Annotated in this window: 22 protein-coding genes; 13 read left to right on the top strand and 9 right to left on the bottom strand. The window is 68.0% G+C overall.

All coding sequences use genetic code 11. The features are described 5' to 3' along the window. Positions 1 to 5: 5 nt before the first annotated feature. Entirely contained in the window at positions 6 to 737 is a 732-nt protein-coding gene (locus MOQ72_RS07945) for a DUF899 family protein (protein WP_242181487.1), read from the bottom strand. Between the two features lie 169 nt (positions 738 to 906). On the opposite strand from MOQ72_RS07945, the gene MOQ72_RS07940 reads away from it, so the two are divergent. The 8 genes from MOQ72_RS07940 (at position 907) to MOQ72_RS07905 (ending at position 11026) form a co-directional block, all read left to right on the top strand. Continuing rightward, positions 907 to 2184 carry a M20 family metallo-hydrolase gene (locus tag MOQ72_RS07940; RefSeq protein WP_242181486.1) on the top strand — a complete coding sequence of 426 codons (1278 nt, stop codon included), beginning with the start codon at positions 907 to 909 and terminating at the stop codon, positions 2182 to 2184. Positions 2185 to 2353: 169 nt separating this feature from the next. Beyond that, complete coding sequence (locus tag MOQ72_RS07935; protein WP_242181485.1) at positions 2354 to 3811, top strand: APC family permease; 1458 nt, start codon at positions 2354 to 2356, stop codon at positions 3809 to 3811. Between the two features lie 26 nt (positions 3812 to 3837). Further along, entirely contained in the window at positions 3838 to 4680 is an 843-nt protein-coding gene (locus tag MOQ72_RS07930; protein WP_242181484.1) for a mycofactocin-coupled SDR family oxidoreductase, read from the top strand. 35 nt (positions 4681 to 4715) lie between these two features. Continuing rightward, positions 4716 to 5237 carry an Lrp/AsnC family transcriptional regulator gene (locus MOQ72_RS07925; RefSeq protein ID WP_242181483.1) on the top strand — a complete coding sequence of 174 codons (522 nt, stop codon included), beginning with the start codon at positions 4716 to 4718 and terminating at the stop codon, positions 5235 to 5237. Between the two features lie 197 nt (positions 5238 to 5434). Then, complete coding sequence (locus MOQ72_RS07920; RefSeq protein WP_242181482.1) at positions 5435 to 7573, top strand: hydantoinase/oxoprolinase family protein; 2139 nt, start codon at positions 5435 to 5437, stop codon at positions 7571 to 7573. Positions 7574 to 7606: 33 nt separating this feature from the next. Further along, positions 7607 to 9817 carry a hydantoinase B/oxoprolinase family protein gene (locus MOQ72_RS07915; protein WP_242181481.1) on the top strand — a complete coding sequence of 737 codons (2211 nt, stop codon included), beginning with the start codon at positions 7607 to 7609 and terminating at the stop codon, positions 9815 to 9817. 23 nt (positions 9818 to 9840) lie between these two features. After that, positions 9841 to 10338 (top strand): acetone carboxylase subunit gamma, encoded by a 498-nt coding sequence (locus MOQ72_RS07910; RefSeq protein ID WP_242181480.1) that lies wholly within the window; start codon positions 9841 to 9843, stop codon positions 10336 to 10338. A gap of 67 nt (positions 10339 to 10405) precedes the next feature. Beyond that, entirely contained in the window at positions 10406 to 11026 is a 621-nt protein-coding gene (locus MOQ72_RS07905; RefSeq protein WP_242181479.1) for an L-threonylcarbamoyladenylate synthase, read from the top strand. Between the two features lie 9 nt (positions 11027 to 11035). Here the strand turns inward: MOQ72_RS07905 and MOQ72_RS07900 are convergent, their stop codons facing one another. Next, the gene (locus MOQ72_RS07900; RefSeq protein WP_242181478.1) at positions 11036 to 12139 is read right to left on the bottom strand and encodes an LLM class flavin-dependent oxidoreductase; all 1104 of its coding nucleotides are present in this window, start codon (positions 12137 to 12139) and stop codon (positions 11036 to 11038) included. Between the two features lie 131 nt (positions 12140 to 12270). On the opposite strand from MOQ72_RS07900, the gene MOQ72_RS07895 reads away from it, so the two are divergent. Then, positions 12271 to 12477, top strand: a complete 207-nt coding sequence (locus tag MOQ72_RS07895) for a hypothetical protein (protein WP_242181477.1) — start codon at positions 12271 to 12273, stop codon at positions 12475 to 12477. Positions 12478 to 12726: 249 nt separating this feature from the next. Next, a complete protein-coding gene (locus MOQ72_RS07890; RefSeq protein ID WP_242181476.1) occupies positions 12727 to 12930 on the top strand; it encodes a cold-shock protein in 204 nt (67 codons plus the stop codon). Between the two features lie 113 nt (positions 12931 to 13043). Here MOQ72_RS07890 and MOQ72_RS07885 read toward each other — a convergent pair whose 3' ends face one another. The 7 genes from MOQ72_RS07885 to MOQ72_RS07855 form a co-directional block, all read right to left on the bottom strand. After that, positions 13044 to 14510: an MFS transporter gene (locus MOQ72_RS07885; protein WP_242181475.1), complete on the bottom strand. Its 1467-nt coding sequence runs from the start codon at positions 14508 to 14510 to the stop codon at positions 13044 to 13046. A 39-nt stretch (positions 14511 to 14549) separates the two neighbouring features. Next, positions 14550 to 15002, bottom strand: coding sequence for a MarR family winged helix-turn-helix transcriptional regulator (locus MOQ72_RS07880; RefSeq protein ID WP_242181474.1), 453 nt, complete (start codon positions 15000 to 15002; stop codon positions 14550 to 14552). A gap of 95 nt (positions 15003 to 15097) precedes the next feature. Next, the gene (locus MOQ72_RS07875; protein WP_242181473.1) at positions 15098 to 16435 is read right to left on the bottom strand and encodes an Nramp family divalent metal transporter; all 1338 of its coding nucleotides are present in this window, start codon (positions 16433 to 16435) and stop codon (positions 15098 to 15100) included. Positions 16436 to 16533: 98 nt separating this feature from the next. Further along, entirely contained in the window at positions 16534 to 16992 is a 459-nt protein-coding gene (locus MOQ72_RS07870) for a Rieske (2Fe-2S) protein (protein WP_242181472.1), read from the bottom strand. A 4-nt stretch (positions 16993 to 16996) separates the two neighbouring features. Beyond that, the gene (locus tag MOQ72_RS07865) at positions 16997 to 18103 is read right to left on the bottom strand and encodes an amidohydrolase family protein (RefSeq protein WP_242181471.1); all 1107 of its coding nucleotides are present in this window, start codon (positions 18101 to 18103) and stop codon (positions 16997 to 16999) included. A gap of 68 nt (positions 18104 to 18171) precedes the next feature. Further along, entirely contained in the window at positions 18172 to 19215 is a 1044-nt protein-coding gene (locus MOQ72_RS07860) for an amidohydrolase family protein (RefSeq protein ID WP_242181470.1), read from the bottom strand. Positions 19216 to 19577: 362 nt separating this feature from the next. Then, entirely contained in the window at positions 19578 to 20129 is a 552-nt protein-coding gene (locus tag MOQ72_RS07855) for a heme-binding beta-barrel domain-containing protein (RefSeq protein ID WP_242181469.1), read from the bottom strand. Between the two features lie 144 nt (positions 20130 to 20273). On the opposite strand from MOQ72_RS07855, the gene MOQ72_RS07850 reads away from it, so the two are divergent. The 3 genes from MOQ72_RS07850 to MOQ72_RS07840 all read left to right on the top strand — a co-directional run bounded on the left by MOQ72_RS07850 (position 20274) and on the right by MOQ72_RS07840 (position 22210). Then, on the top strand, positions 20274 to 20798 hold the full coding sequence (locus tag MOQ72_RS07850; protein ID WP_242181468.1) for a hypothetical protein: 525 nt from the start codon (positions 20274 to 20276) through the stop codon (positions 20796 to 20798). A 113-nt stretch (positions 20799 to 20911) separates the two neighbouring features. Then, on the top strand, positions 20912 to 21883 hold the full coding sequence (locus tag MOQ72_RS07845; protein WP_242181467.1) for a magnesium transporter CorA family protein: 972 nt from the start codon (positions 20912 to 20914) through the stop codon (positions 21881 to 21883). Positions 21884 to 22069: 186 nt separating this feature from the next. Then, positions 22070 to 22210, top strand: coding sequence for a hypothetical protein (locus MOQ72_RS07840; protein ID WP_242181466.1), 141 nt, complete (start codon positions 22070 to 22072; stop codon positions 22208 to 22210). The last annotated feature ends 135 nt before the right edge of the window (positions 22211 to 22345 follow it).

Raw genomic sequence — 22345 nt, 5'->3', positions numbered from 1 at the left:
GGTGCTCAGGTGTAGCTGAGCTGTTCGTGCCAGTTTTCCGGGCGACCTTCGGGGGTCAGGTCGTGCATGTTCCACAGGGGTTCGAGGGTTCCGTTGTGGCGCGGGTCCTGTCCGGGGTCGCTCGGCGCGTAGAACATCTCCGAGGCCCAGAAGTGCCGGATCTCATCGCCTTCGCGGTGGAAGACGTTCAACATTGGCAGCGAATAACCCTCCTCGGTCTCCGCGAGGTAGTCGCGGTTGTAATTGTTCTCGCGTGCGGACAGCAGCCGCAGTCGTCGCCAACCGCGTTCGGCGGCGAAGGCGAGCAGACGGGGTAGCGGGGCGTTCGCGACGACGGCGAAGTTGACCCGTTGGCCCAAGTGTTCGGCGGCACCGTCGAGTTGGTCGAGGAACGCCGTGCACGACGGGCACGGAGCCTCTACCAGCCTCAGCTCCGCGGTTGTTCCGGTGCTCGCCCCGGGGCGGTCATCGGTTGGGTACCGCGGGAACATCATGCTGTAGATCGCCAGCGAGTCCTTGCCCGCACCGAACAGTTCGGACAGTCGCACGTCCTGCGGGGCGCCGTCCGGCCCAGCCCCTTGGAAAACGTAGTCCTCCGGGACCAACCCGCCTGGGGGCAGTTGTCGCCGAGCTGCGGCGACCGACTCCATCGCCCGCCGCAGTTCGACCTCTTGTGCCAGCAACCGATCACGGGCCGCTCGGTACTCCGGCGACTCGCCTGGGAACTCGATGCGCATGGCCCTCCTCCTCGGTATAGGACGAACACGTCTTCACCAGTACCGACCTGCGCCGCCGCCGAAACTCATCGCCCGCCGCGGCTTTGACCTCGGCGGCTGCGGCGTCGTAGTTTTCGAACGGTTGGTTGAACCGTTTTCCCGCACGCGGCCCGAGGCGGAGGCGATCTGCATGAACGTCGAACTGCTGGAACCCGATCGAGAACGGCTCTGGTCGGAGCTGCACGACCTGGCGCGGTTGTGCGAGCCGGACTCGGAGGGGTGGACGCGGCGGGTGTTCAGCGAGCCGTACCGGGCCGCGCGGGACTGGGTGCGCGGTCGGATGCGGGACGCTGGCCTCTCGGTCACCACCGACCCGGCGGGCAACATCGTGGGACGGCTACCTGGTCGGCACGGGGGAGCGCCGCTGGTCACCGGCTCGCACACGGACACCGTCGAGGGCGGCGGGCGGTTCGACGGGGTCGTCGGCGTGCTCGGCGCGATCGAGGTGGTGCGCCGGTTGCGGGAAACGGGCACCAGGCTGGACCACGACCTGCTGGTGGTCGACTTCCTCGGCGAGGAGGTCAACCCCTACAGCGGGAGTTGCCTCGGCAGTCAGGCCGCGACCGGGGTGCTCACCGCGGACGACCTGGATCGAACGGGCGTGGACGGCAAGCGCCTCGGCGACGTCGCGACGGCCTTCGGACTCGACCCGAACGGGCTGCTGGCCCCCACCTGGGCCACCGAACCCCTGCACGGTTACCTCGAACTGCACATCGAGCAGGGGCCGATGCTGGAGCGACGCGGGATGGACATCGGAGTCGTCACCGCGATCGTCGGTATCGAGCGCTTCCTCGCGACCTTCATCGGCCGCGCCGACCACGCGGGAACGCGGCGGATGGGAGACCGGCGGGATGCGCTGGTGGCGGCGGCGAAATCGGTCCTGGCCGTCGAGCGCGAAGGGTGCGCCGGGCCGGAATCCGCGGTCGCCACCTGCGGCGCGCTGCGGATCGAACCCGGTGCAGAGAACGTGGTTCCGGGCCGAACGCTGCTGGCCGCCGAATTCCGCAGCGAAGACCAGACCTGGTTGTCCGGAGTGCGGCGGCGGGTGGTGGACGAGATCGCGCGGCTCAGCGCGGAGAACGGGGTCGAGGCGCTGATCGAGTGGTCCGCGGACAACCCGGTCGTGCCGACGAATCCATCCGTGCAGAACCTGACCGCAGGCGCCGCCGACGAGCTCGGCCTGTCGTGGGAGGCCATGCCCAGCGGTGCCGGTCACGACGCGGCGCACCTGGCCGCGCGCTGTCCGGCGGGCATGATCTTCGTGCCGTCGCGGGATGGTCGCAGCCACTGCCCCGACGAGTGGACCGACGCCGCGCAAGTCGCTACCGGCGTGCACCTGCTGGCCGCGAGCCTGCTCCGGATGGACCAGCAGGCTACTGTGGACAATGAGTTCGGCGGCGTCGGATGAACGATGCGTAAGCGCAGTTCGGAAGCCGATTTTCCGCGCATTGCGTAGCGTCAGCCTGCTCGAACCTTGACTTTGCGTACCTGATGTCCCAGGCTCTTGCGCAACGCGTCGCGAGTTGGGACGGGGTGACCGCCTCGTCGGGTCCGCAGCGGCTCTGGAGGAATTTCCGATGAGTTCAGCGGGAAGTCCGGGCATCGGCGAGGGCACGCAGCAGGTTCCCGGAAGCGCAACATCCATGGTGCGCCGGTTGAGCTGGCGGGACGGGTTCATCTTCTCGCTGAACATGGTGATCGGGCTGTTCCTGACGCTCGGGTACACCATCGGCGCCATCGGCGGCTGGACCGCCATCGCCATCTGGGTCGTCGCCTGCTTGCTGGCCTGGTTGCAGAACAACCTCTTCGCCGAGATGGCGGCGATGTTCCCGAACCGCTCCGGCGGGATCTCGGTTTACGCCTACGAAGGGTGGAAGCGGCATTTCGCCCCGCTGGGCGCGATCGCGGCGTTCGGGTACTGGATGGGGTGGTCGCTGTCGCTGTCGGTCGAAGGCGTCGTCCTCGGCAAGATGATCACCGAGGCGTTCTTCCCCGACTCGCACCTGGCGATCCGGCTGCCGATCGGCCACGAGCTGGGACTGCCCTACCTCATCGCCATCGGCGCGATCCTGGCCGCGTGGGCGCTGAACTACTTCGGCGTCAGGGTCGCCGCCGGGGTGGCCAAAGTGACCGGGACGCTGCTGGTCGTGGGGCTGCTGGTGCTGGCGATCGGCCCGTTCCTCGTCGGCGGTGCGGGTTTCGACGCGGGTCGGTTGACCTTCTCCGGAACTTCTTCTCCGTTCGGGTGGAAGGAGATCGTGGTCTGGTTCTTCATCACCGCGTGGACCACCTACGGCACCGAGGTCTGCGCGAGCTTCGCCGCCGAGTACAAGAACCCGGTCCGGGACACCGCGAAGGCGCTGCGGATCTCCGGGGCGTTCATCCTCGGTCTGTACTTCATCGTGCCGTACGCGACCGTCGGGGTCGTCGGTGAGGACACCATCGCCCAGAACCCGGTGAGCTACATCGGAATTGCCTTCGACCGGATCCTCGGCGACTACTCCTGGATCGGCCAGTTGCCGATCATGGCCGCCTTCGTCATCGCGATGATGACCGCGACGGCCGACGGTGGCCGGTCGCTGTTCGGCATCTCAAGATCCGGCGGCACGATCAGGCAACTCGGCGTGCTGAACCGGTATGGCGTCCCCGGACGCGCGCTGACCACTGACATGGTGATCAACATCGCGGTGCTGATCCTGCTCGGCGAGCCCATCGCGATCCTGCTGGCGAGCAACCTCGGCTACCTGGCCGCGGTCACCCTGGCCGTCGGCGCGTTCGTGCTGCTGCGCCGGGACCAGCCGGATCTCGCCCGACCGATCCGCCTCGCCAAGCCCTGGACGGCGATCGCCGTCGCGCTCTTCGTCGTCAACGTTTTCGCCATCGCGGTAGGCATTTCGAACCCGAGTCTCACCGGGTACGGCGGCATGACCGAGACGGTCGTCGGCATCGGCATCCTGCTGTTCGCCTGTGTGCTCTGGTACTACCGGCAGCGCGTGCAGGAGAGGTCCCGAATCGAGTGGCGCGTCCGGGATTGACCGCGGGCGGGTGGGAGTGAGGCATCATGACAGGTCGAGTTGACGGCAAGGTCGCGTTCATCACCGGTGCGGCGCGAGGCCAGGGGCGCAGCCACGCGGTGCGCCTCGCGCAGGAAGGCGCCGACATCATCGCGGTGGACATCTGCGCGGAGGTCGGCCGGACCGCCGATTTCTACCCGCCCGCAACGGAAGCGGATCTCGCCGAGACCGTTCGGCTGGTGCGGCAGCAGGGCCGCCGGGTCGTCGCGTCCCAGGCAGACGTGCGCGACTACGGCGCGCTGGAAGCCGGGCTTTCCTCGGCTGTCGAGGAGTTGGGGGCGCTGGACATCGTGGCGGCCAACGCCGGGATCTTCCAGTTCGGCGCCGAGGTGCAGGACATCTCCGAGCGCGACTGGCGCGATGTGCTCGACGTCAACCTGACCGGCGTGTTCAACGCGTGCAAGGCGAGCATCCCGCACCTGCTGCGCGGCGGTCGCGGCGGATCCATCGTGATCACTTCCTCCGACGCTGGGGCCAAGGGCTTCGCGAAGTTCGGCCACTACGTGGCGTCCAAGCACGGCGTGATCGGGTTGATGCGCACGCTGGCGATGGAGTTGGCGCCGCACTCGGTGCGGGTGAACGTCGTATCGCCCACCAACTGCAACACCGACATGATCCAGAACGATGCGGTGTACCGGCTTTTCCGGCCGGATCTGGAGAATCCGACCGCCGCGGAGTTCGCGGAGGCATCCGGGACGCTGCTGGCGTTGCCGCAGCCGTGGGTCGAGCCGATCGACGTTTCCAACGCGGTGCTGTTCCTGGCCTCCGATGAGGGTCGGTTCGTGACGGGGGTGAACTTCCCGGTCGACGGTGGGTCCGCTGCGCTTTGAGGGCCCGCCCGGAGCGGCTGAGCTACGATCCTGTCGTGGTACGGGAACACGACACTCCGGCGGGCAAGCCGCGTCACCGGCTGCTGGATCCGACCGACAGCAAGATCCTCAGCCTGCTGCAGCTCAACGGTCGGGCGGCCTACCGCGAGATCGCGCGGGAGCTCGGAGTTTCCGAAGGCACCGTGCGCAGTCGTGCCAACCGCATGCAAGCCGAGGGCGTGCTGACCATCGCGGCGATCGCCGATCCGGCCAAACTCGGTTACAGCGTCATGGCGTTCACCCTGCTGACGGTTCAAATCGGACAGCAGCAGGCCGTCATCGACGCGTTGATGCCGTGGGACGAGATCACCTACATCTCGTCCTGCACCGGTCGCGCCGACCTGTACGTCCAGTTCGTCTGCCGCGACCACGAACACCTCTGGCAGATACTGCACGAGCGGTTGCCCGAGGTGGCGGGCGTCACGGGCGCGGAGACCTTCCAAGAGATCAAGATGCACAAAGTGTCTTACGTGTACCCGAATTTCGCGGGCGGCACCGCCTCGGTCCCGGCTGAGTGACCACGGGCCCGTCCCGATCCTGATAGCGCGGCGCGCGTAGTTCCCGGTTCCCGTCCGGGATCCGCATCGATCCCGTGGTCTTGACTATGCGTAGATTTCCGGAGACGATTCTACGCGTTGCATAGCCTATCCTCGATTTGACTGCGCAGTGCGTAGATCCTGGGGTGCCGGGTCGGCGCACACCTGGAGGCAAGCCTGTGAACGATTTCCGACCTCTCGTACTGGGCATCGACGCGGGTGGCACGATGACCGACACCCTCCTCGTCGACGAACACGGACACTTCGCGGTGGGCAAAGCCTCGACGACCCCGCACAACGAGTTCGAGGGATTCCTGGAGTCCGCCGCGGACGCCGCCGGGCAGTGGGGGCTCGCCCCCCGCGAGACCTTCGAGCAACTTGCGGTCGTGCTGTACTCCGGAACCGGGATGCTCAACTCGCTGCTGTCCCGCACCGGCCAGCGCGTCGGCCTGCTCGTCACCCGCGGCATGGAGGACGCCGTGCTCATGGGGCGAGGCCTGCAGTCCTGGGCGGGGTACTCCTATCCCGACCGGTTGCACGCCGTCACGCACGCGCACCCGGAGCCGCTCGTCCCGCGAAACCTCGTGCACGGCGTGACCGAACGCATCGACCAGTTCGGCACCGAGGTGGCACCGGTCTACGAGCACGAGGTGATTAGCGCCGTCGAAGACCTGCTGGCACAACGGGTTGAGGCGATCTGCGTCTGCTGCATGTTCTCCTACGTCGACGACGCGCACGAACGGCAGATCGCCGACATCGCCAAATCGGTGCTGGCCGAACACGGCGTCGAGCTGCCGATCTACCTGTCCGCCGCGGTCCGGCCGGTGGTCCGGGAACAGTCCCGGCTCAACAGCGTCGTCATCGAGGCGTACGCCGCCGACCGCAGCCGCGAACAGCTCATCGGCGTCGAAAAGGCTTGCCAGGAAAAGGGATTCCGATACGGGGTGCAGACCGTGCTGTCCTACGGCGGACTGGCCGGAGTGCGCTACCCCAGGCTGCACGAGACCATGATCTCCGGCCCGGTCGGCGGGATCCTGGGCGCGAAGTACGTCGGCGACATCATCGGCGTCGACTCCGTGGTGGTCAGCGACATGGGCGGCACGAGCTTCGACATCAGCGCCATCACCCGGGGCAACGTCCCGATCGACAACGAACCCACGCTGGCCCGGTTCAAGCTGAACCTGCCGACCATCGCGATGGACACCATCGGCGCGGGCGCGGGCACGATCATCAAGGTCGACCCGCTGACCAAGAAGGTCAGCCTCGGGCCGGAGAGCGCCGGTTCGACACCCGGACCGGTGGCCTTCGACATGGGCGGCACCGAGCCCACCGTGTGCGACTGCGACGTGGTGATGGGTCGGCTCAACCCGGACTACTTCCTCGGCGGCAAGGTGCGCCTCAACGTCGAGAAGGCCAAGCAGGTGCTCAAGGAGAAGGTCGCCGACCCGCTCGGCATCGACCTCTACGAGGCGGCCGAGGGCATGGCCAACCTGCTGGAGATGGACGCCAGGGAAGCCATCCGCCAGATGGTCTCGGCCCGCGCCGTGGACCCGGCGGACTACGCGCTGATGGCCTACGGCGGCTCCGGGCCGCTGCACATGGCCGAGTACAGCCGAGGGCTCGGCTTCAAGAGCATCCTCACCTTCCCCTTCGCCGCGGCGTTCTCCGCCTTCGGCTGCACGACCGCGGATTACCTGCGCCGTTACAGCCGTTCGGTCCAGCTGACCCTGCCGCCCGACGCCGCCGAGGAACACCGCCGGTTGGTCGCCGAAGAGATCAACTCGGTGTGGCAGGCGTTGCAGGACGCGGCTCGCCGGGAAATGGCCGAGGAGGGCCACGATCGAGCGGACGTCGAACTGCGGATGTTCGCGATGATGCGCTACACCGGGCAGTTGGAGGACGTCGAGGTGCCGCTGCAGCTGCGGAAGATCACCTCGGACGCCGATCTGGACATGATGGTCGAGGAGTTCGAGCGGCTCTACACCGCGATCAACCGTCCCGTGGCGCAGTACCGCGAAGCCGGGCACAGCATCACCGAGCTCGGACTGCTGGCGAAGGTGGGCAAGATCAAACCGCGACTGACCCGCAAACCGCTCGAAGGCCCGACTCCGTCGCACGAGGCCACCAAGGGCACCCGCCCGATGTACTACAACCGGCAGTGGCACGAGGCGTCGCTGTGGGAGATGGACCTGCTGCGCCCCGGCAACGAGATCGCCGGACCTGCGGTGGTCGAACACCCGGCGACCACGCTCGTGATCCCGGCTGGCGACCGGGTGTGGATCGACGAGTGGACGATCCTGCACTACGAGCACGCCTGAGCACGCACCTTCGGCGAGGACAAGGATGACTCGATGTCTGCACGTGAGATGACCAGGACCGCCGCGAAGACGTTGAAGGAGCGGCTGCTGGAAAGCGACCGGCTGCTGCGGGAAACCGGCAGCTACGCCGGGGTGGACGAGCTCGCGCTCCGCGACGAGGATCCGTTGAAGTACGAGAGCCTGCACATCAAGCTCCGCTCGATGGTGGTCTCGGCGCGCGAAATGGCCCGGCGGATCTCCGCCTCGCCGGGAGTGCGCGAGGTCGGGGAGAGCGTGGTCGCCCTCTACACCCCCGAAGGCGACGCGATCGCGCTGTCCACCGGCATCATGGTGCACGTCCACACCGCGAGCCGGTTCATCAAGTGGATGATCCAGAACGACTACGAGGACTCGCCGAAGATCCGGCCCGGCGACATCTTCGCCAACAACGACGCCTTCATCGGCACCGTGCAGGCACCGGATGTCATCGACGTGATCCCGATCTTCCACGACGACGAGCTGATCGGCTGGGTCGCCGCGGTCTGCCACGAACTCGAAGTCGGCGGCATCACCCCCGGCGGCGATGTCGCGCTCTCCCAGGAGCGGTTCACCGAAGGTCTGATGGTCTGCGCCGAGAAGGTGGGCGAGAACGACGAACTGCGCCGCGACTATCTGATCCGCCTCGAACGCAACCTGCGCATGCCCATCTACTGGGTGCTCGACGAGAAGGCGAAGGTCGCGGCCTGCCTGGAGGTCCGCGAACAGCTCAAGGAGCTGATCGAGCAGATCGGGGTGGATTACTACAAGAGGGCGACCAGGGAGTTCATCGAGGAAGGGCGCCGCGCACAGCTGGCCCGCGTCCGGCAGCTTATGGTGCCCGGCCGCTACCGCGGGCACACCTTCTTCGGGCACGTCACCGAGGGCAAGCAGGGCGTTCTGCCGCTGGGCAACAAGAACTGGCTGTACGCGATCCCGATGGAGCTGGAGATCTCCCCGGAGGGCAAGCTGCACCTGGATTTCGACGGCACGAACTCGTGGGGCTACCACTCGATGAACTGCACACCCGCCGGGATGGACGGCGGGTTGTTCGTGACGCTGACCCAGCACATGAACTTCGACGGCAAGGTCAACGACGGGGCATGGCTGGCGACCGGGATGAACCTGCCGCCGGGCACCTGGACCAATCCCCAGGTCGAGACGGCGGCGACGGCGACGTCGTGGGCGTTGCTGCTGCCCGCGTTCGGCTGTTTCCAACGGCTGCTCAGCCGTGGCTTCCTGGGGCGCGGTTACCAGGAAGAGGTGTTCGTCGGCCAGGTGAACAGCCCGATGATCGAGATGGGCGGGCAGAGCCAGTACGGCAGCATGTTCGGCATCGCCCTGTTCGAGTGCGCCGCGGCGGGCAGCGGAGCGCTCGGGATCAAAGACGGGCTGGACACCGCCTACGTGGGCTGGAACCCGGAATCCGACATGGGCAACATGGAGATCTGGGAACAGGACATGCCGATGGTCTACTTGGGACGGACCATCAGCGCGAACTCCGGCGGCTACGGCCGCTACCGGGGCGGCACCGGGTTCGAGTCGCTGTGGGTGGTGAACCGGACCCCGCAGCTCATCATCGCCACGTCCGAACACTCCAGCCGGGTGTTCGACAACGCGGGGATGTGCGGCGGCTACCCGGCTCCGACCGTGCAGCTGCACTACGCGGCGCAGGACGCCGACATCGCGGGTCTGGCGGCGAAGCGAGCCCCGCTGCCGCACTCGCTGGGCACGGACCCGCACGAGACCGACGTCGAGAAGCTCGTTGCGAACAAGCCAAACGTGGTCGAAGGGCCGTATCTCGCCGAACCGCTGCGGGACGGCGATGTGTTCGCCCACTCCTACAACGGCGGTGGCGGTTACGGCGACCCGCTCGAACGCGATCCGGACTCGGTGGCGCGGGATGTCGCCAACGGCTATGTGACGGCGCAGTCGGCCGAAGCGGTCTACGGCGTCGTCGTCGAGGTCGGCGAGTACAGCTGTGCGGTGCTCGCCGAGCGAACTGCGGCGCGGCGGCAGCGCATCCGCGACGAGCGGTCCGCGCACGCCGTCCCGGTGCGGGACTGGATCGCGCGGGAACGCCAACGCGTCGTCGACCAGGACTTCGCGGTCGAGGTCCGGGAGATGTACCGGGACAGCATGACGATGTCCGACCGGTTCGCCGCGGAGCTGCGCGACTTCTGGTCGCTGCCCGCCGACTTCGAGTTCGCCCCGCGATCGGACCGCTGATCCGCAGGCAGATAGGAACCGCTGTGCCGAGCTACGACAAGACCACCATCCGGGACCTGATCGACGGGACCCTGCCCTGGCCGTCGGCCAGGACGATCATGAGCTCCTACAAGGACGAGGACCGCTTCGACGTCTACCGCGAGATCCTGCAGGACCGCGTCGGATGGTCCGAGGAGATCCTGTTGCCCATCGGGGAACACCTCTACATCGTGCAGGCCGAAGCTGGCCGGATCGTCAAGTGCGACTGCGGCCAGGAGTTCGGCGACTACCGGCAGAACTGGAAGCTGGGTGCCCTGGTCCGGGTGCGCGGCGACCGGGCGAGCATCGAGGAGATCTATCCGGGCCGCTTCTCCTGCGACCCGGAGTGGATGGAGATCCGGGAGTTCATCTGCCCCGGCTGCACGACGCTACTGGAGGTGGAAGCGGCACCACCGGGCTTCCCAATCGTCTTCGACTTCCTGCCGGACCTCGAAGCGTTCTACCGCGACTGGCTGCACCGGCCGCTGCCCGAACAGCACTAGCGACCGCCGCCACGCCGATGGCCACCGCGAGTCGGCCCGGCGCGGTGGCGGATTCTAAGCTCGGGGTATGGCGAAGTACTTCGACGTGCATCCGGAGAACCCGCAGCGGCGCGCGATCGGCCAGGTGGTGGACATCGTTCGCGACAACGGCCTGATCGCATACCCGACGGACTCGTGCTTCGCGCTCGGCAGCCAGCTGGGGAACAAGGACGGCATCGACCGGATCCGAGCCATCCGACAACTCGACGACCGGCACCACTTCACGCTGGTCTGCCAGAACTTCGCGCAGCTCGGCCAGTTCGTGATCATCAACAACGCGGTGTTCCGCGCGATCAAGGCATCGACGCCGGGCAGCTACACCTTCATCCTCCCGGCCACCAAGGAAGTGCCGCGCCGATTGCTGCACCCGAAGAAGAAGACCGTCGGCGTGCGGATCCCGGATCACGTCGTGGTGCAGGCGCTGCTGGCCGAACTCGGCGAGCCGATGCTGTCCAGCACGCTCCTGCTGCCCGGCGAGGAAGAACCGATGACCCAGGGCTGGCAGATCAAGGACGAGCTCGACCACGTGCTGGACGCGGTGATCGACTCCGGCGACTGCGGCACCGAGCCGACCACCGTGATCGACTTCTCCGGTCCTGAGCCGGAGATCGTCCGCCGCGGCGCGGGCGACACGGCCCGCTTCGAGTAGCCGCCTCGCTCACGAGCGGGGGAGGCGGACGCCCTTGGCTTCCAGCCGGGGAATCACCTCGGCCGCGAAGTGTTCGAGTTCGGTTACGTAGTCCACGAAGGACAGCGTCATGCCGGACAGGCCAGCGGTGGCGTACTTCTCGATCTCGTCGGCGATGTCGTCCAGCGAGCCGATCAGCGGGCAGGTGCCGTGGCCAGCCGCGAAGCGCGATCGGAAGGCCGCGAGCATCGCCTTGGTGAACGACTGCGCGTGCATGCCCTGCAAGCGCATCAGGTTGTCCACCGCATCCCAGTCCGCGTGCTCCTCGGCGTAGTAGTGCAGGTACTCCGCGGCTTCGGCGCGGGTGGGGCGGCACACCACGTGCGCCGGTGACATCACCCCGACCTGCCGGTCGAAGCCAGCCCTGGCCGCCGTGGTCAGTTGCGCGACGACCTCGGAACCCTCGGCGGCGTCGCCGATGATGGTGAACACGAAATCGGCGTTGCGGGCGGCGAACGACCGCCCTTGCGGACTGGATCCGGCGTTGAGCAGCGGCAACGCGCCGTTTCGCGGCTTGGGCACCGACTCCACGCCGCGCAGCGAGAAGAACCGCCCGTCGAGGTTGTAACGCCCGTCGCGGCTCCACAGGGTGCGGACGATGTCCCACCACTCCTGCGCCATGGCATAGCGGTCGTTGTGCTCGGTGGGCAGGTCCAGACCCATCGCGCGGTATTCCGGCTCGTTCCAACCGGCGACGATGTTCAGACCAGCCCGGCCACTGCCGAGCTGGTCCACCGTGGCCAACTGCTTGGCGCTGACCACCGGATGGTTGAACGCGGTGTGCACGGTGGCGAAGATGGTGATCCGCCGGGTGGCGGTGAGCAGCCCGGCGGCCCACGGGATCGGCTCCAGCACACCCTCGTGGAAGTTCGTCGCACCGCCATAACCGATCCAACGCGCGATCGGCAGGATGAAGTCGATGCCCACGTCGTCGGCCAGCAGGGCCAGGCGGAGGTTGTCGTCCCAGCTCGCGCTCCACCGTTCCGGGATGGTGGTCACCGCCAGGCCACCGGAGCAGTTGGGGGCGAACAAGCCGAGTTTGAAGTCCTGGCCGTCGAGCAGCGCACTGGGCATGACCATCTCCCGTCGGTGTCCGCGCCGATTCCACTAGAGATGTGCCGCCGTGGCAAGGCCGCCGCGAAACTCCACAGTAGACAGTGGGAACCGATGTCCGGTTCGGACGTCTTGCTGGAGGTGAGCGGGGCGTGGCGGTGGCTCCGTTGGTCGACCTGCCCGGCCTGTTCGGCGGGCGGACCACCGCGCTGGTCGTGCAACTGGTTGGCAACTTGCTGGTGCTCGCCGCGTTCGGTGCATTCCTGGCGATGCGCTTCGCCGCCTTCGCGCGGCTGGTCAACACCGTGGGCGCGCTGCTCGGGGCGGCGCTGACGCGCCGGTGGTGGGCGGCGCCGTAGGCCAAGGCGCGCCACCGGCCGATGGCTGCGACACGCCGGGCGATCCGCCCCGGCGCGATCTTCGTCCTGGGTGTACTGTTTACGGCGGTCGTATTTTCTGGGGTCGTGTTCGCGCACACTCGCAGGATGGTGATGCGAGCGTGCTGCTATCTGGTTGTAGCTGGAGAAGTCGCCGTTCGAAATCCGCGACCGAGGTGGTCACGAAGTGTGGCCGCCTGTAGTAGTACCGGCTCCCAGAAGGAGAGAGACATGGCACAGGGAACCGTGAAGTGGTTCAACTCGGAAAAGGGCTTCGGCTTCATCGCCCCGGACGACGGAGGCCCGGACGTCTTCGTGCACTACTCGGCGATCGATGCTCGCGGCTTCCGCAGCCTCGACGAGGACCAGAAGGTGACCTACGAGGTCAGCCAGGGCCCGAAGGGGCCGCAGGCAGCGGACGTCCGCATCGTCTGAGTTCGACCCTTCCGGCCGGTCCGACCCGGACCGGCCCCTGAGCACGGCGAAGGCCCCGCATCCCAGGTGCGGGGCCTTCGTCCTGCTCCTGCTCCGGCTCCGCCGCGCAGTCCTCACGTGTTTCGCGACTTCTTGCAGGTCAGGCGCTCGCGGAGCAGGCCGAACAGCGAGGCGGCCAGCAGGACAGCGGCGATCGTCGCGACCGCCAGGCCCATCCGGTGCAGTCCGAGGTCGTCGGCGCTATCACCGATGACCAGGGCCAACAGGGCGGCGGACAGGTTCGCGCCGACGTACTGGGACGCCCGGTACAACCCGGATGCCGCGCCCATCTGGTCGGCCGGGGCGACCATGTACATCGCGCGCTGGTTGCCGATGTTGTTGAAGCCGTTGGGCAGTCCCAGCATCGCGGCGATCCCGAGCAGCGGCAGGATCGGCGAATCGGCGTTGGGCAAGGTCAGCAGCAGACCGCCGACGCTCAGCACGGCGGTTCCGGTGATCAACGCCGCGCGGGGGCCGTGGTTGCGTTGCAGGCGGGTCGCCAGCAGCGTGGACAGGACACCGACCGCCGCGATCGGCAGCACCACGAGACCGGCTCCGGTCGGGCCGAGCCCGCGGGTCTCCTCCAGCCATTGCGGTAGGCCGTAGAAGACGCAGTAGAAGGCCGTGTACGTCACGATCGTCCGCACGTAGGTGAACGACAGGCCACGCCGGGCCAGCAGCCGGACGTCCAGGAACGGGTCGTGGGTGCGCAGGCTCCACCAGGCGGTGAGCGCGGTAGCCGGTGCGGCGATGGCCAGCCACCACCACACGGGCGTCGCGGACAGCGACAGCAGCCAGAACATCAGCGCGGTGATGGCGACGGCGAACAGCAGCATGCCGACCGGGTCGACCCGCAGGAGCGCCCTCAGCCGCCCGCCGCCGCGGACCTGCTTCGGGGGATCGACCGGCCCCCACCGCACGATCACCGCGCCGCCGATCAGCGCCAGCGGCACGTTGATCCAGAACACCCCGGCCCAGCCGAAGCCGCCGACCAGCAGCCCACCGAGGGTGGGGCCGAGCGCGGCGGTGACCTGCGACCAGGCGGCGAGCGCCCCGAGCGCGTTGTTCGGCCGGGCCCGCGACTCGTCCGCGGCGCGGCGGATCATCGCCACCCCGCACGGGTACTGGGCCGCCGTGCCGATGCCGATGAGGATGCGGCAGCCGACGAGCACCGCCACGTTCGGGGCGAACGGCGCCGCGGCCGAGACGGCGCCGACCAGGATGAGGCCGACCAGACTGGTGCGGCGCGGGCCGAACACGTCGGCGATCCGCCCCATCGCCGGGGCGGCCACTGCGGTGGCCAGGTAGAGCGCCGAGACCAGCCACGTCACCGAGGTGCCCGCGTTGAAGTAGTCGCGGATGCCGACCAGCGCGACCGCGATCATCGACGAGTTCAGCGGTTGCAGGATGGTGCCGAACGCGATCGGCGTGACGAACTTGCCCGGCAGCTCCCGTGCGGCGGCTGCGGACTTCTCCGACCGCAACCAGTCTTCAGTGTTGCTGTCTTTTTGCCGGGCAGTGTCGGGCATCGTCAGTGACATCGTCTCGATCTCGGGTGCAGGGATGAAAACAGCGGGGCGTCAGGCGTCGGCCAGCCGATCCAGCAGCCGTGCGCTGAGCACCAGGAGCTCCCGCTCCACGTCGGTGAGTTCGGCCATGGCCTGCGCCAGCCAGGCTTCCCGCTGCTCCCGGTCGCGTGCCACCTGGCGGCGACCGGCTTCGGTGATCCGGATGATGGCCGCCCGGCGGTCGTTCGGGTCTAGATCGCGTTCGGCCAGTTCGGCGTCGATTAGGTACTGCACGATGCGCGCCATGGACTGCGGCGTGACGCGATCGGCGGCGGCCAGCGCACTGGCATTGGTCGGACCATCGCGCTCCAGGCGGCCAAGCACGGCCAAGCGGCCCAGGGTCATCTCGCCGGGCTCGTGCTCGACGCGCAATCGACGTGCTAACCGCATCACGCCCGAACGAACTTCGGCGGCTGCGCGAGCGATCCCGTCGGTTGCCTCGACAGCGGGATCGTCCTGACTCATGTCGTCAGCATAGCTGCGTTTCTGGTGGTGACGAGGATTCAGAGCCTGAACGTGAGCACCGGCACTACCACGCGCGACGAGGTCGAGGAAGCCCGCTAGCGAGCCAGGTCGATGAGGCCCGCAATCGTGCCGTAGGCCGCCCACAGTCCGATGACGCCGACCGCGCAGAGGATGACGTTCATCCACCACCGGTTGGCGTATGCCGGGATCATGAACCGCTTGCTGGCCGTCAGCGCGATGGTGCCGATCAGGATGATCGGCGCCAGGATTCCGGTGATGGAACTGCCGACGATGGTCAGCACCAGCACGTCGGGTAGCCCAGGCAGTGCGAAGGCCAGCGGGAGCACCACCATCACGCCGATCTGCAGCACGTTGAACAGCGGATCGCGGGCGCCGTCGCGGTAGCGCTCCCGGCGCTTCGGAAGCGACTCGTAGAGCCCGCTGAAGAGGATCTTCGTGTAGCCGGTGGCGTAGGACGGGAACGAGCTGAACGCCACGAAGAACAGCCCCAGCCAGAAGATCCACGGACCGGCCGGGCCGACCGCCAGCCGCATCATCTCGGCCAAGTCATCGATGCCGTCGACCTGCAGCCCGTACGGCCGGACGATCTCCGCGCCGACCACCCACACCGACAGGTTCACCACGATCACCGCCAGCACCCCGGCGAGCAGGTCGACGCGTTGCAACGGCAGGAACGCCGGACCGTGCCAGCCCTTCTCCCTGGTGAACTCGGGGTACATCAGGTTGCCCGCCGACCCGCCGACCGCACCGATGATCGCCGCGGCGACCAGCACGGTGGAGAACACGCCCTGGTCGGCCGGTAGGTCGAACGCCAACCCGGCGGCCAGTGCACCGAGGTCCGGCCGGGCCAGCACGGCAGCGGTGACGAAGCTGATCACCAGGACGGCCACCGTCGCCCGCGCGATGATCTCCAACCAGGTGTAGCGGTTGTTGCGCCACAACATCAGGGCCGTCACCGCCACCGTGACCACGGTCCAGTCGAAGACGCCCCAGGTCTGGCCGCCGAAGCCGCCGCTGAGGTGGTACAGCGCGGTGCCGACGGCCACCGCCATGTAGGTCTGCAGGATGAAACCGGCGATGAACGACAACACCCCGACGAGCACCGGCAGGTGCCGCCACAACCGGCCGAAACCGCTGATGATCGACTGGTCGCCGACGGAGTTGCACAGTCCGTACCGGGCGATCGCCAGGGTGAAGAACAGCCTGCTGAACAGCGCGAGCACCAGCGCCCACATCAGCGCGTAGCCGTAGTTGCCGCCGGATACCGAGGAGCTGACCAGGTCACCCGCGCCCAGCCAGGACATGCTGACCACCAGGCCCGGCCCGATGTTGCGCAGGTAGCCGCCGAAGGTGCGCGGGGCGGTGACCGCTGGAGGTGCCTGCGGTCGGCTTTCCTGTTGTCCAGACGTCATTGGGTCTCCTCACCGCGCGATCGGCCCTGGCCACCCGCGGGCGCGACGCACCCAGGTGAGCACTGGTGCGAATCGCGTGCGGGTGTGGTGAACCGGTGTCAGAGCGTGACGACGACGTACTCGCCGTCGAGCGCGACCGGGTAGGTCTCGGCGACGTACGGGCCCTTGGTCATCCCGGCCCGCCGCAGGTCGTCCTCGCCGGTCATCAGGTCCGCGCCGGTGCGCACGTCCACGTCGAAGCGGCCGACCCGGGTCTTGTTCGGGTCGAACCAGGACTGGCCGGTGCGGATGTCGAACTCCCACTGGTGCCACGGGCAGCGCAGGAACTCGCCGCGCCGCAGGTATTCGTACTGCCCGGGAGTGGTGGAGACCACCAGACCGGACAACCTGCCCAGGCACAGCGGCCCGCTGGCGTGCGGGCAAGTGTTGCGCACCGCGAAGTAGTCGCCGTCGATGTTGAACACCCCGACCGAGCGCCCGTCGATGTCGACGATCCGGCGGCTGCCCGGCGGGAGTTCGGCGGTGGTGCCGACCACGAAGACTCGCCGCTCGCTCACCGCGTCACCGCCCGAACCGGTAGAACCCGTCGGCGTTGTCGTACATCAGCTGCCGGTGCAGTTCGCGCGGCAGCTTCACCTGGAAGGCCCGGTGCGGGTTGTCGAAATCCCAGTGCGGGTAGTCGGTGGAGAACATCAGGCTCTGCGGGCCGAGCTGTTCGATGAGGTCCAGCAGGTGGCGGGGATCGCCCGGTTCCTCCATCGGCTGGGTGGTGAGCCGGACCTGGTCGCGGACGTATTCCGAGGGCAGCCGCGACAGGTGCGGCACCTCCTCGCGCATCCGGTGGTACAGGTCGTCCAGCCGCCACAGCAGCGGCGGCAGCCAGGCGAACCCGCCCTCGATCAGCGCGATCCGCAAGTTCGGGAAGCGGTCGAAGACCCCTTCCATGATCAGGCTGGTCAGCTGCGCCTGGAAGGCCATCGACATCGCGGTGTGGTCCTCGAGGTAGTAGGACGGCCAGCCAGCGCCGGTGATCGGGTTGACCGTGGTGGAGGCGAAGTGGATGCCCACCGGCAGCCCGCAGCGCTGCGCCGCTTCGTAGATCGGCCAGTAGCGGCGGCGGCCCAGCGGTTCCTTGGTGCGCGGGAACAGCAGGACCTGCACGAAACCGGGGTGCGCGGCGGCGCGTTCGACCTCGGCGGCGGCCAGCTCCGGGGTCTCGAAGGCGATGCTGATCGACGCGCGCAGCCGGGAATCCCGCTCCAGCCAGTGCTCGACCTGCCACTCGTTGATCGCGCGGGCCAGCGCGCACCCGTACTCCTCGTTGCGCTGCTCGGCCGCCCGGTACAGGCAGTTCAGGATCGCGAAGTCGATCTGGTACAGGTCGAGCAACTGTTCGCGCATGAAGTCCAGGTCGGAGCCGGGGACCTGACCGGACGGCGGCCAGGAGTCGATGCGCGAACCGCCCGCCGGACTCATCTTCGGGTAGCAATACCCGTTCTGGTAAGGCGAATACGTTCGGGAGCCGACCAGTTCCGCGTAGCGGCGCCACTTGGCCGGTAGGTACTGGTGCAGCGCGGCGGGGGACGCCACGGTGTTGTGCACGTCGCAGTCGATCAGACCGGTGCTGGTCGGGTCCGCGACCGACGACGCCGTCAGCGGGCGAGCCATCGGAGACCTCCTCGTTGAGTTCGCGATGTCCGTGAGCCGTTCCGGTAGGTGCGCCGCGAAGCCGAGGACTAGAGCCCGTAGAGCGCCTCGGCGTTGCCTCGTTCGACTTTGGCGCGGTCGTCGGCGCTGAGGTGGCGCAGCAGCGAGGTTGCGGCGTCGCGGTGGTGCCAGTGCGGGTAGTCGCTGGCGTACAGCAGCACGTCCGCCGAGCCCAGTTGTTCGACCAGCCGCAGGACGTCGGCGGTCTCCGGCGGGCCGTCGAAGGGCGCGACGGTGAATCGGACGTGCTCGCGGATCACCTCCGACGGTGGGACGGTCACCCAGGGGACCTCCCGGCGGGTGCCCTTCCAGTTCTTGTCCAGCCGCCACAGCAACGATGGCAGCCAGCTCACGCCGCTTTCCAGCAGCACGACCCGCAGGTTCGGGTATTGCTGGAAAACGCCTTCGCACACGAGGCTGATCAGCTGCGACTGCATCACGTTGGAAACGCCCGCGTAGTCCTCGATGCAGTACGACGGCCAGCCCACCGGTGACAGCGGGTTCGCGCCCGCGACGCCGGGATGCACGCCCACCGGCAGCCCGGCTTCGGCGGCGGCCTCGTAGATCGGCCAGTAGTGGCGGCGTCCCAAGGGCATTTCCGAGAAGGCCAGCAGCAGGACTTGGACGAAGCCCGGCTGATCGGCCATTCGGCGGATCTCCGCGGCGGCCCGCGCGGGATTCTGCGGCGGCACCACGATCGAGGCGCGCAGCCGCGGGTCGGCGTCCAGCCATTGGTCGGCCTGCCAGTCGTTGAGCCCGGCGGCCATCGCCACCGCCCAGTCCTCGTTGTGGATCGGCTGCACGGCGTAGAGGCAGTTCACGATCGCCAGCTCCGCCGGTGCGTCGTCGAGGACCTGGGTGCGCAGCACCGCGGGATCCGAGCCCGGCGGCGTGGTGCCGGTGCGCGATTCGGGCCGGGCGGACAGCGCCATGTTCGGCGGGTAGAAGTCCGGGGCGAGGCTCTGCACGCCGTGTTCGACGCAGTAATCGCTCCACCTGCTCGGCAGGTAGGGGAAGAGCGCGGAGATCTCCGGCACCGCATGGTGCACGTCGCAGTCGATGAGCCCGGTCATTTGCCGTGTCTCCTTCGCAGCGGAGCGTTCGGCGGTCGCTGCGGCGTCGGCGAGAATCGGCGCGGCAGCACTGGGTTCGGTCGGAATCGTGACTGTCGTTTCCGAGCCGGGACGAGCTGAAGTTAGCCTAGCAAACGGGTGTCCTGCGGTGGAAGGCGTCGCATCATCGGGATCGGTCAACCTGACGGTTGATTCCTCCGCTGGTGCAGTGGTTTTCGGCGAGATCCAGTGTGGATCTTGTTGTCCCGCACGGCCGATCGAGTGATGCCAGGGGGCGGTCGCCGCGCCAGAAAAGACGGATGTGGCGATTGACTTGAGCTGTTCGAAGGAGTAGCCGAATCATGTCTACATTGGACTTCGGATCAGACGATGCGGTTGAGTCGGGCGGCGACGTGCGGCGTCATCGGCAGTCCGACCATCGCGCGGCTCTCGGTGTAATCGAGCGCCCCTTCGCCGTTGAGCGCGTAGCTGCGCTGCGCGGCCTCGACGTCCTTCGCGCTCGCGGTCCGGACGACGGTGTCGGTGGAAAGCTCCCAGTGCTGCTGGCCCGCCGTGCCGTAGAACAGCTCCAGGATTCCGGTGCAGTGCGAGATCAACAGCTCCACGGTGCCGTCGGGCTGCGGTCGCCACCAGCCGGTCTCCCAGGCCGCCGGGCGGATCACCTCGCCCGCGGCGTCGAGCAGCCAAGCGCGGGCTTCGTGGCGCAGGAACGGCCGCCCGTCGTGGGAGATCGTGAGCTGCTGCCCGAACCGGTACGGCCCCTCGATGCTCGGGTAATCGACTTCGCCATCCCCGCGCCACACCCCGACCAGCGCTCGCAGCGGACCACACGCGTCGTGCAGCGACGGCCCGCTGCGCAGGTCCGCGGTATCGGCCGGAATGGGCAGCGGAGCGCGATCACTGGAAGTACCCATACCCGGCAGGGTAGAACCGACCCCAGGCCGCGACACCACGGGACCCGCTGGAGCGCGGCGGTGTTGTTCCCCGCTGGGACGTGTCCACTGTGGATCAGACGTCGATCCGGGTGGCTTTCCTTGTGGCCCCCGCCGGAGGTGTGCTTGAGTGCTGGTGTGTACCGCGTCTTTTGCTTCCAGAACCTGGCCGTGACGGTGGAAGGCATCGACTTCCTCGATCCCAACCGCGCAACCGATCCGGACGTGCGGGAGCGCGGCGTGCGCATCGAGCTGCGCGGGCTGGTCGAGGTCGCCGATGCCGGGTCCATCTACGCCTCCCACCCGGTCCGGTTGGGCCACGGGGTGTGCCGGTTCGACCTGCTCGAATCGCGTCCCGGTGCCGCCGACCGGATGCACTGGCACCCGATGATGACCGGCGGCGAGCCGGGGCGGCGGGTCTTCGACCCGGCGCTGAGCCAGGACCCCACCGGCTGGCTCGGCGACCGGCTGCGGGACGTCGCGCCGCTGTTGCAGCGGGCCGGGATCGATCCGGCCGACCATGCCGACGACGTGCGGGAACTGGCGAGGGCGACCGACCAGATCGTGGCGTGCGTGTCGACGATCCTCGACGAGGCTCGCAAGCCGTGGCCGGAGGTGCGGCGGGACGCGCGCGGTCTCGCACCCATCTAGGCACGACCACTGACAAGCCCGACGCACCGCCCGAAGACGGTTGAACCGGGCGTTTGGGATGTTTCAGCCCGTGCTGTCCTCGTTCACTTGATCGGGTTACGCTACGCCGCGCTATGGCTCGTACCCGCCTCTACCGCAACGGGGTTCTCGAATCGGAGAACTTCCCGGTCGATGACGTCTCCGAACACCTCGCCGATCCCAGCGCGACCGTGTGGCTGGACTTCTGCGGTCCGTCCGCGGCCGATCTGGCCGCCATCGCCGACGAGTTGGGCTTGCACGAGATCGCGGTGGAAGGTGCGGTGCACCAGAACCAACGCGCCAAGGTCGACTGCTTCGACACCCACGCGCTGCTGACCGCCTACTCCGTGCACCTGGACGGCCGCACCGGCACCCTGGCGTCGTGCGAGCTGTCGGCCTTCATCACCGACCGCGCGCTGGTGACGGTTCGCAAGAACGAGCGGTTCGACATCGACGCGGTGGTGCAGCGCTGGGATTCCGCCAGCGCGCTGGCCAAGTCCGGCGTCGGCTTCCTGGTGCACGGGCTGCTGGACTACGTCGTCGACGGGCACTTCGAGGCCGCGCAGATCATGGACGAGCAGATCGAGGAACTCGAAGACCTGGTCTTCGACGAGCGGCCGCAGCACGCGCGGCTGCAGCGCCGTTCGCTGCACCTGCGCAAGAGCCTGGTGCACCTGCGACGCGTCGTGCTCCCGATGCGCGAGGTCGTCAACACCCTGATGCGCCGCGACCTGGCGCTCGTCGACGACGCGATGACGCCCTACTACCAGGACGTCTACGATCACGTGCTGCGGGCCTCGGAGTGGACCGAGTCGTTGCGCGACCTGATCACCACCATCCGCGAGACCCAGCTGAACCTGCAGAGCTACCAGCTGAACACGATCATGAAGAAGGTCACCGGGTGGGCGGCGATCATCGCGGTGCCGACCGCCATCACCGGATTCTACGGGCAGAACGTGCCGTACCCGGGTTTCCAGAGCATTTGGGGCTTCTGGGCCTCCACGGTGATGATCTTCGTCATCTCCGGGGCGCTCTACCTGTCGTTCCGGAAACGGGACTGGTTGTAGCCGGATCCCCGGTCCGGTAGCCGGGTGACACTCCGTCGTGGGTTAAGCACGGGGTGGCGTGGATGGCGAGTTAATCGGGCGTTATCGTTTGGGCAACGGCGCTGCCACCGGACAGGTTCAACATGATGCGCAACCTGGCTAGTCGGGGCCTGGGGATCGAGCGCCGCGGAGAAAGGGAAATCTCCCATGGTGCGTGCTGTCGGAACGTTGGCCGTCGTCGGTGCGGGCGTGTTGGGCTTCTGGGTGGGCTACCTGCTGGACGCCAGGCGCAACCCGTCCAGCGAGGAAGCCGCAACCCGACGCCCTAGAACTCCCGTCGCCGCCTGACCCGCGATCATCAGTCCGATGTGGACTGACCACGCTGCGTCGTGCGGCTGGGTACTCCGCCGGGGTGCGCCTTCCCCGATGCGGGGATGGGTGCTGGCGCGCACCGCGGCGGAGCGTTCCTGACGCCGGTCACCT

The sequence above is a fragment of the Saccharopolyspora soli genome (assembly GCF_022678645.1).
GTDB classification, from domain to species: Bacteria; Actinomycetota; Actinomycetes; order Mycobacteriales; family Pseudonocardiaceae; genus Saccharopolyspora; species Saccharopolyspora soli.
The sequence above is the reverse complement of the archived record's forward strand: the minus strand, read 5'-3'. Positions and strand labels throughout refer to the sequence as shown.

Bases quoted from the DNA above. Each gene is read 5' to 3' on its own strand.
- MOQ72_RS07875 (WP_242181473.1), bottom strand. From the start codon at position 16,435: ATGACGTCTGGACAACAGGAAAGCCGACCGCAGGCACCTCCAGCGGTC.
- MOQ72_RS07935 (WP_242181485.1), top strand. From the start codon at position 2,354: ATGAGTTCAGCGGGAAGTCCGGGCATCGGCGAGGGCACGCAGCAGGTT.
- MOQ72_RS07855 (WP_242181469.1), bottom strand. From the start codon at position 20,129: ATGGGTACTTCCAGTGATCGCGCTCCGCTGCCCATTCCGGCCGATACC.
- MOQ72_RS07880 (WP_242181474.1), bottom strand. From the start codon at position 15,002: ATGAGTCAGGACGATCCCGCTGTCGAGGCAACCGACGGGATCGCTCGC.
- MOQ72_RS07840 (WP_242181466.1), top strand. From the start codon at position 22,070: ATGGTGCGTGCTGTCGGAACGTTGGCCGTCGTCGGTGCGGGCGTGTTG.
- MOQ72_RS07940 (WP_242181486.1), top strand. From the start codon at position 907: ATGAACGTCGAACTGCTGGAACCCGATCGAGAACGGCTCTGGTCGGAG.
- MOQ72_RS07865 (WP_242181471.1), bottom strand. From the start codon at position 18,103: ATGGCTCGCCCGCTGACGGCGTCGTCGGTCGCGGACCCGACCAGCACC.
- MOQ72_RS07885 (WP_242181475.1), bottom strand. From the start codon at position 14,510: ATGTCACTGACGATGCCCGACACTGCCCGGCAAAAAGACAGCAACACT.
- MOQ72_RS07945 (WP_242181487.1), bottom strand. From the start codon at position 737: ATGCGCATCGAGTTCCCAGGCGAGTCGCCGGAGTACCGAGCGGCCCGT.
- MOQ72_RS07890 (WP_242181476.1), top strand. From the start codon at position 12,727: ATGGCACAGGGAACCGTGAAGTGGTTCAACTCGGAAAAGGGCTTCGGC.
- MOQ72_RS07905 (WP_242181479.1), top strand. From the start codon at position 10,406: ATGGCGAAGTACTTCGACGTGCATCCGGAGAACCCGCAGCGGCGCGCG.
- MOQ72_RS07900 (WP_242181478.1), bottom strand. From the start codon at position 12,139: ATGCCCAGTGCGCTGCTCGACGGCCAGGACTTCAAACTCGGCTTGTTC.
- MOQ72_RS07845 (WP_242181467.1), top strand. From the start codon at position 20,912: ATGGCTCGTACCCGCCTCTACCGCAACGGGGTTCTCGAATCGGAGAAC.
- MOQ72_RS07930 (WP_242181484.1), top strand. From the start codon at position 3,838: ATGACAGGTCGAGTTGACGGCAAGGTCGCGTTCATCACCGGTGCGGCG.
- MOQ72_RS07860 (WP_242181470.1), bottom strand. From the start codon at position 19,215: ATGACCGGGCTCATCGACTGCGACGTGCACCATGCGGTGCCGGAGATC.
- MOQ72_RS07915 (WP_242181481.1), top strand. From the start codon at position 7,607: ATGTCTGCACGTGAGATGACCAGGACCGCCGCGAAGACGTTGAAGGAG.